General features: G+C 62.8%; 10 protein-coding genes. 8 read left to right on the forward strand and 2 right to left on the reverse strand.

Annotated elements, in window-relative coordinates; translation table 11 throughout:
- The first annotated feature begins 106 nt into the window (after nucleotides 1–106).
- From topA to rpmG, 5 genes are all read left to right on the forward strand, one after another.
- On the forward strand, nucleotides 107–2764 hold the full coding sequence (gene topA / locus J2Z17_RS10035; protein WP_209944481.1) for a type I DNA topoisomerase: 2658 nt from the start codon (nucleotides 107–109) through the stop codon (nucleotides 2762–2764).
- Nucleotides 2761–5145 (forward strand): ribonuclease R, encoded by a 2385-nt coding sequence (gene rnr, locus J2Z17_RS10040; RefSeq protein WP_377300039.1) that lies wholly within the window; start codon nucleotides 2761–2763, stop codon nucleotides 5143–5145. Before topA ends, rnr begins: the two co-directional genes overlap by 4 nt.
- A gap of 11 nt (nucleotides 5146–5156) precedes the next feature.
- Nucleotides 5157–5615: a DUF983 domain-containing protein gene (locus tag J2Z17_RS10045; RefSeq protein WP_209944485.1), complete on the forward strand. Its 459-nt coding sequence runs from the start codon at nucleotides 5157–5159 to the stop codon at nucleotides 5613–5615.
- A 317-nt stretch (nucleotides 5616–5932) separates the two neighbouring features.
- The gene (locus J2Z17_RS10050) at nucleotides 5933–7117 is read left to right on the forward strand and encodes an MFS transporter (RefSeq protein ID WP_209944491.1); all 1185 of its coding nucleotides are present in this window, start codon (nucleotides 5933–5935) and stop codon (nucleotides 7115–7117) included.
- A 92-nt stretch (nucleotides 7118–7209) separates the two neighbouring features.
- A complete protein-coding gene (rpmG, locus tag J2Z17_RS10055; protein ID WP_209944492.1) occupies nucleotides 7210–7377 on the forward strand; it encodes a 50S ribosomal protein L33 in 168 nt (55 codons plus the stop codon).
- A gap of 814 nt (nucleotides 7378–8191) precedes the next feature.
- Here rpmG and J2Z17_RS10060 read toward each other — a convergent pair.
- Together J2Z17_RS10060 and J2Z17_RS10065 are read right to left on the reverse strand one after the other, a co-directional pair.
- Nucleotides 8192–9565, reverse strand: coding sequence for a PleD family two-component system response regulator (locus tag J2Z17_RS10060; RefSeq protein WP_209944496.1), 1374 nt, complete (start codon nucleotides 9563–9565; stop codon nucleotides 8192–8194).
- A 16-nt stretch (nucleotides 9566–9581) separates the two neighbouring features.
- The gene (locus J2Z17_RS10065; protein WP_209944498.1) at nucleotides 9582–9953 is read right to left on the reverse strand and encodes a response regulator; all 372 of its coding nucleotides are present in this window, start codon (nucleotides 9951–9953) and stop codon (nucleotides 9582–9584) included.
- Nucleotides 9954–10088: 135 nt separating this feature from the next.
- On the opposite strand from J2Z17_RS10065, the gene J2Z17_RS10070 reads away from it, so the two are divergent.
- The 3 genes from J2Z17_RS10070 to J2Z17_RS10080 all read left to right on the forward strand — a co-directional run bounded on the left by J2Z17_RS10070 (nucleotide 10089) and on the right by J2Z17_RS10080 (nucleotide 12436).
- Nucleotides 10089–10382, forward strand: a complete 294-nt coding sequence (locus J2Z17_RS10070; protein WP_209944499.1) for a DUF3572 domain-containing protein — start codon at nucleotides 10089–10091, stop codon at nucleotides 10380–10382.
- Nucleotides 10382–11035, forward strand: a complete 654-nt coding sequence (locus J2Z17_RS10075) for a hypothetical protein (protein ID WP_209944501.1) — start codon at nucleotides 10382–10384, stop codon at nucleotides 11033–11035. Before J2Z17_RS10070 ends, J2Z17_RS10075 begins: the two co-directional genes overlap by 1 nt.
- Before the next feature lie 105 nt (nucleotides 11036–11140).
- Nucleotides 11141–12436, forward strand: coding sequence for a DNA polymerase IV (locus J2Z17_RS10080; RefSeq protein ID WP_209944503.1), 1296 nt, complete (start codon nucleotides 11141–11143; stop codon nucleotides 12434–12436).
- The last annotated feature ends 9 nt before the right edge of the window (nucleotides 12437–12445 follow it).

The following is a 12445-nucleotide window of genomic DNA, read 5'->3' on the forward strand; positions in this document are numbered from 1 at the left end:
CCATCTGCTCTTGACCGCAGTCGAATCCCTGTCCATGTCGAAGGGCCATACGCGGCGGGCAAGACAAAGGCTCGTATAACAATCGATGGGGCCGTTAGAGAAAAAAATGAATGTAGTCGTTGTAGAATCTCCAGCCAAAGCCAAGACGATCAACAAGTATCTCGGGTCGGGCTACAAGGTTCTCGCCTCCTTCGGTCACGTCCGCGACCTGCCGGCCAAGGACGGCTCGGTGCAGCCGGATCAGGACTTCGAGATGATCTGGGAGGTCGACAGCGCGTCTGCCAAGCGGATGAAGGATATTGCCGATGCGGTGAAATCCTCCGACGCACTGTTTCTCGCGACCGACCCCGACCGCGAGGGCGAAGCCATTTCCTGGCACGTGCTGGATCTGCTGAAGAAGAAGAAGGTGATCGGCGACAAGCCGGTCAAGCGCGTCGTCTTCAATGCCATTACCAAGAAGGCCGTCCTCGATGCGATGGCCGAACCGCGCGATATCGACGTGCCGCTGGTCGACGCCTATCTGGCGCGCCGGGCACTTGATTATCTTGTCGGCTTCAATCTGTCGCCGGTGCTGTGGCGCAAGCTGCCGGGCGCCCGCTCGGCCGGCCGCGTGCAGTCCGTGGCGCTGCGCCTCGTCTGTGACCGCGAAAGCGAGATCGAGCGTTTCATCTCGGAGGAATACTGGAACCTGTCGGCCGTGCTGAAGACCCCGCGCGGCGACGAGTTCGAGGCCCGCCTCGTCTCGGCCGACGGCAAGCGCCTGCAGAAGCTCTCGGTCTCCGACGCCGAAACGGCGAACCGGCTGAAGGCTTTGCTCGACGGCGCCAATTATGTGGTCGAGTCGGTCGAGGCCAAGCCGGTCAAGCGCAATCCGAGCGCCCCCTTCACCACCTCGACCCTGCAGCAGGCCGCCTCCTCGCGCCTCGGCTTTTCGGCCTCGCGCACCATGCAGGTGGCACAGAAGCTTTATGAAGGCATCGACATCGGCGGTGAGACGGTCGGTCTGATCACCTATATGCGTACCGACGGCGTGCAGATGGCGCCCGAAGCGATCGACGCTGCGCGGGCCTCGATCGGCAGCCAGTTCGGCGCCCGCTATCTGCCGGAAAAGCCGCGAATCTATTCGACCAAGGCGAAGAACGCCCAGGAAGCGCATGAAGCGATCCGCCCGACCGATTTCGAGCGCTCGCCGGACAAGGTGCGCCGCTATCTCGACGGCGATCAGCTGCGCCTCTACGAACTGATCTGGAAGCGCGGTATCGCAAGCCAGATGGCCTCCGCCGAAATCGAGCGGACCACCGCTGAAATTCTTGCCGGCAAGGACGGCGAACAGGCAGGCCTGCGCGCCGTCGGTTCGGTCATCCGCTTCGACGGCTTCATCGCCGCCTATACCGATCAGCGCGACGACAGCGAGCCGGCCGAGGACGAGGAAGATGGTCGCCTGCCGGAGATCATCGCGCGGGAGACGCTTGCCAAGCAGAAGGTGAACGCCAGCCAGCACTTTACCGAACCGCCGCCGCGCTATTCGGAAGCCTCGCTGATCAAGAAGATGGAAGAGCTCGGCATCGGCCGCCCCTCCACCTATGCCGCGACGCTGGCGACCCTCCAGGACCGCGACTATGTGACGATCGACAAGCGCAAGCTGACGCCGCAGGCCAAGGGCCGGCTGGTGACCGCCTTCCTGGAAAGCTTCTTCACCAAATATGTGGAATACGACTTCACCGCCGAGCTCGAAGAGAAGCTCGACCGCATCTCGGCCGGCGAACTCGAGTGGAAGAGCGTGCTGCGCGATTTCTGGAAGGATTTCTTCGGCCAGATCGAGGACACCAAGGAACTGCGCGTCACCAATGTGCTGGATTCGCTGAACGAGGTTCTGGCGCCGCTGGTCTTCCCGGCCCGCGAGGATGGGTCCGATCCACGCATCTGCCAAGTCTGCGGCAACGGCCAGCTGTCGCTCAAGCTCGGAAAATACGGCGCCTTTGTCGGCTGTTCGAACTATCCCGAATGCAATTTCACCCGGCAACTGTCGAATGACCCGAACGGCGAGGCCGAAGGTGCGCTTGCCAATGAACCGCGCGAACTCGGCAAGGACCCGGCAACCGGCGAGGATATCACCCTGCGCTCCGGCCGTTTCGGGCCCTATGTCCAGCGCGGCGAAGGCAAGGAAGCCAAGCGCGGATCGCTGCCCAAGGGCTGGCAGGTCGACGATATCGACCTGGAAAAGGCCCTGTCTCTGATCAACCTTCCCCGCGAGGTCGGCGCCCATCCGGAGACGGCCAAGATGATCTCCGCCGGCATCGGCCGCTATGGTCCGTTCATCCTGCATGACGGGACCTATGCCAATCTGGAAAGCGTCGAGGACGTCTTTACCATCGGGCTCAATCGCGCCGTCACGGTTTTGGCGGAAAAGCTTGCTAAGGGTCCTGGCCGCGGCCGTGGGACACCGGCTGCCCTGAAGGAACTTGGCGAGCATCCAGACGGCGGACCGGTCACGGTGCGCGACGGGCGCTACGGGCCTTATGTCAACTGGGCAAAGATCAACGCGACGATCCCCCAGGGCAAGGATCCGCAATCGGTCACCATGGAAGAGGCCCTGGCGCTGATTACAGAACGCGCCGCCAAGACCGGGGCCAAGACGAAGAAGAAGGCTCCGGCCAACAAGAAGACCGCCACCAAGGCCGCAAAGGCCGAGGACGGCGCCGAAGCCAAGCCGAAAAAGGCCGCCGCGAAGAAGAAGCCGGCCGCAAAGACGAAAAAGAGCTGACTTTGAGTAAACAAGAGCCCGAGACCGAAAACGACGCCGCACCGAAGAACCGCCGGGAGCGGCGCGCGGCAAAGGCGGCCTCGGGCACCGCGCCCCAGCGGCGTTCGCCCGGCAACACGATCATTCACGGCGAGGTCCCCTCCCGCGAAGTGCTGCTGGAATTCATCTCCGACAATCCGGACCGGGCCTCCAAGCGCGAGATCGCCAAGGCCTTCGGGCTGAAGGGCGAGGAGCGCATCAAGCTGAAGGACGCGCTGCGCGATCTGGAAGACAACGGCCTGGTGCAGAAGAGCCGCAAGTCTCTCGCCCGCCCCGGCGCCCTGCCGCCGGTGACCGTGCTCGACATCACCACCCGCGACAAGGACGGCGAACTGATCGGCCGTCCGACCGAGTGGAACGAGGAACTGGGGGCCGCACCCGCCGTCCTGATCCGCCAGTCGAGTGCGGACCGCAAGTCCGGCAAGACCCCGGTGGGCGGGATGGGCGACCGGGTGCTCGCCAAGATCTTCGCATCGAAGGATCGTGCCGGACCGGCCTATCACGGCCGGATCATCAAGATCATCGACAAGACGCGATTGTCCGTGCTCGGCGTCTACAAGGAACGCGTCGGATCGGAGGGCGGTCGCATTCTTCCCGTCGACAGGCGCGACGACGAGATGACGATCGACAGCATTGACCTCAACGGCGCCAAGGACGGCGATCTGGTCGAGGTCGAGACCATTCGCGCCGCCAGGCTCGGCCTCAAGCGCGCCAAGGTGCTGACCGTAGTCGGCTCGGTTGCCAGCGAAAAGGCGATCTCGATGATCGCCATTCACGCCCACGGCATTCCCCACGTCTTCCCGCAGGCGGTGATGACGGAAGCGGAAGAGGCAAAGCCCGCCTCGATGTCGCATCGCGAGGACTGGCGCGACGTTCCGCTGGTCACGATCGACCCGGCGGACGCCAAGGACCACGACGATGCGGTCTATGCCGAGCCGGATCCCTCGCCGGACAATCCGGGCGGCGTCATCGTCACCGTGGCGATTGCCGACGTGTCCTATTATATCCGACCGAAATCAGCGCTCGACCGGGAGGCCCTGAAGCGCGGCAATTCTGTCTATTTTCCCGACCGTGTCGTGCCGATGCTGCCCGAGCGGATCTCCAACGATCTCTGCTCGCTGCGCGAAGGCGTCGATCGGCCGGCGCTGGCCGTGCGCATGACGTTTTCCAGGGAAGGCCGCAAGGCGGGCCATACCTTCCACCGGATCATGATGAAGAGTGCCGCCAAGCTCTCCTACCAGCAGGCTCAGGCGGCGATCGACGGCAAGCCGGACGATCAGACCGGCCCGCTGCTGGAGCCGATCCTGAAGCCGCTCTGGGACGCCTATGCGACGATGAAGCGCGGCCGCGACCGCCGCCAGCCGCTCGAACTCGACATGCCGGAGCGCAAGATCGTGCTCAGATCAGATGGAACGGTCGACAGGGTCATCGTGCCGGAGCGCCTCGACGCCCACAAGCTGATCGAGGAAATGATGATCCAGGCCAATGTCTCGGCCGCCGAGACACTGGAAAAGAAGCGCCAGCCGCTGATCTACCGAATCCACGACACCCCCTCCATGTCCAAGCAGGAAGCCTTGCGCGAATTCCTCGGCACGATCGGCATGTCGCTGTCGCGCGGCAATCTGCGCGCCAACTCGTTCAACGGGATCCTCGCCCAGGCGCTCGATACCCAGCACCAGCAGATGGTCAACGAGATGGTGCTGCGCAGCCAGAGCCAGGCGATCTATGCCCAGGAGAATATCGGCCATTTCGGCCTCAATCTGCTGAAATACGCCCATTTCACCTCGCCGATCCGCCGGTATGCCGACCTGATCGTCCACCGTGCCCTCGTCGGCTCTCTCGGCCTTGGTGAGGGCGGCATCACGCCGGAAGAAGAGGCAAGCCTCGACGATATCGCCGCCGAGATCTCGACCTTCGAGCGGCGCGCCATGGCCGCCGAGCGCGATACGGTCAACCGGCTGATCGCGCATCATCTGGCCGGCCGTATCGGCGAGGAATTCGAGGGCCGCATCGGCGGTGTCACCAAATCCGGCCTGTTCGTCAGCCTGCCGCAATTCGGCGCCGACGGGTTTATCCCGATCTCGACGCTCGGCCGCGACTATTTCATCTATGACGAAGCGCATCAGGCCCTGTCGGGGGAAAAGACGGGGCTCGGCTACCAGCTGGGCGACAGCGTCGAGGTGCGCCTCGTCGAGGCGCTGCCGATCGCCGGTGCATTGCGCTTTGAAATGCTGAGCGAAGGGCGCGAAATGCCGACCGCCGTGCGCTCGTTCCACAAGTCCAACCGTCGCGGCAAGGGCAAGGTGCCCGGCACACGCCCACCCCGCGGCAAGCGCAGATGAGGAACGCATCAATGAGCCTGGGGGAGGATCGCGGAGTGGAACTCCAGCGGTTTGGCGGAGGAGACGATACGGAGCGGCCGCTTGGTCGCTCGATCATGCGCGGCCTCGCCGGCCGTTGCCCGCGCTGCGCAACGGGACGGCTTTTCAAGGCGTTCCTGAAGCCCGTCGACCGTTGCGAGGCCTGTGGCGAGGATCTGCACCACCAGCGTGCTGACGACCTGCCGCCCTATATCGTCATCCTGATACTGGGCCATGTGCTGGTCGGCGGCTTCATGTTGACGGATCTGATCTATCCCGCATCCGAATGGCTGCATCTGGCGATCTGGGCGCCGATCGGCGTCCTGACGGCGATCGCCGCTCTGCAGCCGGTCAAGGGCGGTGTCATCGGTCTGCAATGGGCCCTCAGAATGCATGGCTTCGGCGGTCACGACGACACGCCCGAAAGCTTCGACGAGGGTTCGGGGACCTGATGACCAGCATTGATCCTGCCGGAAGGGGGGGAAGCGCAACCACGCCCCTGCCCTCGACCATCCGCATTGCTCACCTGGGCCGGACCGGCTCCGGCGCCGTTTGCGCGGCCGGTCCCCGTCACGGCCATTGCCGTAATCGACTTGACAGCGGGCTTGCTTCCGGTGTGAACAGAACCTGGCTTGCGGGAGCCATGAGGGACCGGGCACGAAAGGTCTGGCAAAACGCCGTCCTGTCGCGTCTCGGACCTTCTGCCGAGCACCTAGATACTGAAAGAGGCGCGCGGCCAGACCGCCGCCATCCTTAAGGGTTCGACCGCATGTCGCAGAAAGACTGCCACGCCGACGCGCATCGCGAGGACATTCATTGGCCCTCGCTCGTGGCGGCAATTTCCTCCATCACAGCTGTCGGCATCGCCATGGGTCTCGGCCTGCCGCTGCTCAGCATCATCCTGGAAAAGCGCGGCATCGCCTCGACCATGATCGGGTTCAATTCGGCCATGGCCGGTATCGCGGCCATGGCGGCCGCGCCCGTCACCACGAGGCTCGCCCATGCCTATGGCGTCGCACCGACCATGCTGGTGGCCGTGGTGCTGTCGGCGTTGAGCGCCGTCGGCTTTTACTATGCCGACGCCTTCTGGCTCTGGTTCCCGCTGCGCATCGTCTTCCACGGCGCCACGACGACGCTGTTCATCCTGTCCGAATTCTGGATCAATGTCGCCGCACCACCGTCCAAGCGGGGCTTTGTCCTCGGGCTCTATGCGACCGTGCTGTCGGTCGGCTTTGCCTGCGGACCGCTGATCTTTTCCCTGATCGGCAGCGACGGCCTGCTGCCATTCGCCATCGGTGCGGTGATCATCCTGATGGCAGCCCTTCCGATCTATGTCGCGCGCGGCGAGAGCCCGAAGCTCGACGAGAAGCCACCGCGCCATTTCTTCCGCTATATCTTCCTGGTGCCGACCGCGACGGCCGCCGTCTTCGTGTTCGGCGCGGTGGAGGCCGGCGGCCTGTCGCTGTTTCCGATCTATGCCACCCGCAGCGGTTTCAACGAGAGCCAGGCGGCGCTGTTGCTGACGGCCATGGGCGTCGGCAACATGGTCTTCCAGATTCCGATCGGCATGCTGTCCGACCGGCTGCGGGACCGCAGGCTGCTGTTGACCATCATGGCGGTGATGGGGCTCTGCGGCTCGCTTGCCCTTCCCTATTTTTCCGAGAGCTGGGTGGTGCTGGCCATTCTGCTGCTGTTCTTCGGTGGCTGCGTGTCCGGGCTCTATACCGTCGGCCTCAGCCATCTCGGCTCCCGACTCACAGGCTCGGACCTGGCGGCGGCCAATGCCGCCTTCATCTTCTGCTATGCCGTCGGCACCGTTGCCGGCCCGCAGGCCATCGGCGCAGCCATGGATTTCTCCGGCCGGCACGGTTTTGCCGATGCAATTGCCGGATTCTTCAGCCTCTATGTGCTGATCTCACTGGGACGACTGTTTTTCAGACCCAAACGCACTTGACTTTTCGCCGGCGATTTGTAGTTTCCGGCCAGAATTTGCCGTGGAGTGCCCCGGGCCGTCCACGGCTTCACTATTAGTAAGGCAGAACAACCATGGCCAAGGCTACCACAATCAAGATCAAGCTGCTGTCGACGGCCGACACCGGTTTCTTCTACGTTACCACCAAGAACAGCCGTACGATGACCGACAAGATGACCAAGACCAAGTATGATCCGGTCGCCAAGAAGCACGTCGAATTCAAGGAAGCCAAGATCAAGTAAGATCGGCTTCCCATCGACTGGCATGCCCAAGCGCTTCGCACCTCGCGAGGCGCTTTTTCTTTGCCCTTTCCACGGAGACGCCATCGCCGCTTTCCGCAAGTATAGACAGTATACGCACCGTCATCCCAAACAAAAACACCGTAGCGGCGCGAACCGATACGGTGTTTTTGAAAAGGGGGTCGGTCGACATACAACACGGCACGAGGAACCGCGGTAATATGCATGTCAACCGACCGACCCCACGACCCAGGAGATGCGGCGGACCTGAGCATCATGGGGTATCTGAAATTCTTCATCCCCGCTTGTTGATCCCAAGTTCGCGCAATCTGAAAGAAAAATCAACCAATTCTTAACCAGCCCAGGTTTCTGTCCTCAATTATGGTTAAGAAGCCCGGCGACACCCCTCTTGAGGCATTCTTGTCGATCGAGGAACCCCAAGTATTTCTCGGCGCCATTTGAATATATCAACACCGCTCAACCAGTGCCGACGACAACAAAACATAGTCCCCTCGCAGATCAAGGCGCAACCTCGCGCACAGGCGCGCCAACGCCTTATCCGACAGACTTGCAGGGACCCTGAGAGCCTTTGATTAATCTCTAATTTTTGAATATCTTATGCTTTGCGCCACAGACTGTTTTTCCCGGCGACAGATCGGGACTGCGCCTTACTCGGACAAGTAACGCGGCAAGTCACCAAGCATAGCGAAGCGCTATGCATACATAATGAATCAACATCGCCGAGATTTCTACCGAATGCAAGTGCGGTCTTGCCGCATTTCCTTCGAAACCACCGCGCTGATTCGGAATCAGTCTGTCAGGCGGCAGCCGCAACCACCCGATTTCGACCGTTTTTCTTGGCTTCGTAGAGCGCAAGATCCGCCTGCTTCATCAACTGCTCGGGCGTATCCACTCCGGCCCCGATGGTTGCCAGTCCGATCGATGCGGTGATCGTCAGGGTACCCGCCCCCTCCGGCAGACTGAACGGCTTGTTCTCGATGATCGCCCGCAGGCGCTCGGCAACCGTGGCTGCCGTGTCCGCCGTCGTGTCGGGCATGACGATGACGAATTCCTCGCCGCCGAAGCGGCAGGCGAGATCGGCACCGCGCACGGTGGAGCGCAGGCGGGCGGCGAATTCGCGCAGCACCTCGTCTCCGACATCGTGGCCATGGGTATCGTTGACAGCTTTGAAGCGGTCGATATCAGTAATGCAGACGGTCAGCTCGCGGCCGCGCTGGCGCGCCCGGTTGAACAGCGTCTTCAGGTGATTGTCGAGATAACGGCGATTGTGCAGCCCCGTCAGCGCGTCGGTGACGGCCAGTTCGATCGATTGCTTGACGCTGTTGCGCAGCCGGTCATTGAAGCGCTTGCGGCGGATCTGGGTCAGGGATCGGGCGACGAGTTCGTTCGGATCGATCGGCCTCAGCACATAGTCGTTGACCCCGAGATCGAGCGCGCGCACCACCATCGGTTCGGCCCCCTCCTCGACGATCAGCAGCACGGGGATGAACCGGCAACGCTCCAGAGAGCGGAGCTGCGAACAGAGGCGCAGCGGGTCGTAGTCGTCGAAATTGGCATTGACGATGACGAGATCGAAGGCGTTTTCCGCCGCTTCGAAGACGGCCGCCTGCGGGTCGGACATCGCCGTCACCTCGGCAATCGGCTTCAGCGTCTTGATCAGGCGCTCCTGCGAACTGGCGCGGCCATCGACGACCAGAACCTGCGCCGGCTCCTCCAGACGCGGCTCCCCGCTGCGCGTCAGGTCCTCGATCATGATGTCGCGGGTGGTTTCGCTGCGGATGCGCAGTTCGTCGCTCAGCATCTTCAGCCGCACGAGGCTCTTGACCCGCGAGATCAGCTGCAGATCATTGACCGGCTTGGTCAGGAAGTCGTCGGCGCCGGCCTTCAGTCCGCGCACGCGATCGGCCGGCTGGTCGAGCGCGGTGACGATGACCACCGGGATATGCGAGGTGCGCGGATTGGCCTTCAGCCGCTCGCAGACTTCGAAGCCGTCCATCTCCGGCATCATGATGTCGAGCAGGATGACATCTACCTGGGTCCGCTCGCAGATCGACAGCGCGTCGGCGCCGTTTTCGGCGGTCAGCACGTCGAAATACTCCGCCACGAGCCGTGCCTCGAGCAGCTTCAGATTGGCGGGTATGTCATCGACGACCAGAATGCGCGCAGTCACGGCAGCCCCTCCCCAGTCAGGCGTCCCCAAGATAGGTTTTTATGGTTTCCAGGAATTTCGGCACGGAAATCGGCTTGGAGACATAGGCTTCGCAGCCACCCTGGCGAATGCGTTCCTCGTCGCCCTTCATCGCGAAGGCGGTCACGGCGATCACCGGAATGACATGCAGCTCCGGATCGTCCTTCAGCCATTTCGTGACCTCCAGGCCGGACACCTCCGGCAACTGGATGTCCATCAGGATCAGGTCCGGACGGTAGCGGCGGGCAAGTTCGAGCGCCTCCATCCCGTTGCGGGTCTGGATTGTCGTGTAGCCGGACGCCTCGATAAGGTCGCGGAAGAGCTTCATATTGAGCTCATTGTCCTCTACAATCATAACTTTCTTAGACATCGCCCGGCCCCTCAGACATCAGCAAATGCGGCGAACCAGGAGGCCGACGTCATCATGATCGCTCTATACAGGTCCCCAAACCTAAAGCGATTTGGTTGAGAAAATCGTAATCCTTCGGAAATCTCTGGAAAATCCATGCAGCAAAAAGACCTGGCACCACCGGCCCACGAGACGGCGCTCGAAATACTGACCTGGCTTGCCGGCGAACCGGACATGCTGTCGCGCTTCCTGGCGCTGTCCGGTCTTCGGGCAGACCAGCTGCGCACCGCCGTCGCGGACCCGGCCTTCCTCGCCGGCCTGCTGGATTTCGTCATGAACCATGAGCCGACATTGTTGTTGTTTTGTGAAGCGACCGAAACCAAGCCGGAGACCGTTGCGGCGGCCTGGGCGAAACTTTCCGGCCCGGGCCTGGATTCCGGCGAATATTGATGACGGCTGACGGACAGCTTGCGGATATCAGGCTCGGCCACCGCCCGCTGCTGGTCTGCGACGTCGACGATGTCGTCCTGCAATTCGTCCAGCCGTTCGAGCGGTACCTCGTCGACCGCGACCTCGAACTCGTGCCACGCTCGTTTCGTCTCACCGGCAATATCGTTTCGCAGCGTGACGGCACGGCCGTGGAAGACAGCGCGGTACGGTCGCTGCTGGACACCTTCTATGACGAGCAGGAGCACTGGCAGGTCCCGGCCGAGCGCGCGCATGCCATGCTGGACGGCTTTTCGGCGGAGGCGGATGTGGTGTTTCTGACGGCCATGTCGCCGCGCTATTTCGACCGCCGGCGCCGGCTGCTCGACAGGCTGGGCTTCTCCCAGCCATTGATCGCGACCGAAGCGCCCAAGGGACCGCTGGTCGCGCAGCTGCATGGGGCACGTTCGCTGCCCCTTGCCTTTGTCGACGACATGGTGGGCAATCTCATCTCGGTCGGTACCCATGTGGCGGACTGTCTTCTGGTCCATCTGCAGCCGAGATCGGCCATTCACCGCCTGGCCCCGGCAACGCCGCCTACCGCCGAACGCGCCGATGGCTGGCTGCAGGCCGATCGCCTCATCCGTCGCCATTTTGCCGTCTCGCGGCCCGACTGAACCACGTCCCTCTGGCCTCGACAAAATACCCAGCATGCGAAAAGCCCCCGCTTGTTCGCCGACACGCTAGCGCCTATGGTTCATCTGTTCAACCTTTGTTCCGACATGACGCCAGACCAGACGAGCACCCAGGGTTTTTGCCGTGACTGCCTGACCCTTCAACCGGCCGGTCGCAGACGCTGTAGCGCATGCGGCAGCCCGCGGCTGGTCTTCCATCCCGAGCTTTTCGACCTGACCCTCGCCCATATCGACTGCGACGCCTTCTATGCGTCGGTCGAAAAGCGCGACAATCCCGACCTCGCCGACAAGCCGGTGATCATCGGCGGCGGCAAGCGCGGCGTTGTCTCGACCGCCTGCTATGTGGCCCGTATCCATGGCGTTCGCTCGGCCATGCCGATGTTCAAGGCGCTGGAAGCCTGTCCCGACGCCGTGGTCATTCGGCCCGACATGGAAAAATACGGCCGCGTCGGGCGCGAGATCCGCCAGATGATGTCGGACCTCACGCCGCTGGTGCAACCGTTGTCGATCGACGAGGCCTTTCTCGAACTGAAAGGCACGCAGACGCTGCACCGCGATCCCCCTGCCCGGGTGCTCGCCCGCTTCGTCAAGCGGATCGAAAGCGAGATCGGCATTACCGTGTCTGTCGGGCTGTCCTATTGCAAGTTTCTCGCCAAGGTCGCTTCCGACCTGCAAAAGCCGCGCGGCTTCTCGGTGGTCGGCCGGGCCGAGGCCATGGCTTTTCTGGCCGACCGGCCGGTGACGACCATATGGGGTGTCGGGCACGCCTTTGCCGCCACCTTGGAACGCGACGGCATCCGCACCGTCGGTCAGCTGCAGACCATGGAAGAGACCGAACTGATGCGCCGCTATGGCCTGATCGGCCAGCGGCTGGCACGGCTTTCCCGTGGCAATGACGACCGGGAGGTCCACCCGAATGACGGCGCCAAGAGCGTGTCGGCGGAAACCACGTTCTTCGACGATATTTCCGCTCGGGAACCGCTTGTCAGCCACTTGCGGGCGCTGTCGGAAAAGGTCGCGCGGCGGATGAAGAAGAGCCAGCTTGCCGGCCACACCGTGGTGTTGAAGCTGAAGACGGCCGACTTCAAGGGGCGGACCCGCAACCGGCGACTGGAAGATCCGACCCAGCTTGCCGACCGGATCTTTCGCACCGGCCTGTCCCTGCTGGAAAAGGAACTGGACGGCACGAAATTCCGCCTGATCGGCATAGGCGTGACCGACCTGACCGATCCCGTGCGCGCCGACCCACCCGATCTCGTCGATCCGCAGGCCGCGCGCCGTGCCGCGGCGGAGGCCGCCATCGACCGCCTGCGCGACAAGTTCGGCAAGACCAGCGTGGAGACCGGCTACACCTTCGTGCCGAAACGCGACGCCGGGGACTGATGCGTTTTT

Origin of the sequence: Heterorhizobium halophytocola (genome assembly GCF_017873095.1) — a bacterium.
GTDB classification, from domain to species: Bacteria; Pseudomonadota; Alphaproteobacteria; order Rhizobiales; family Rhizobiaceae; genus Allorhizobium; species Allorhizobium halophytocola.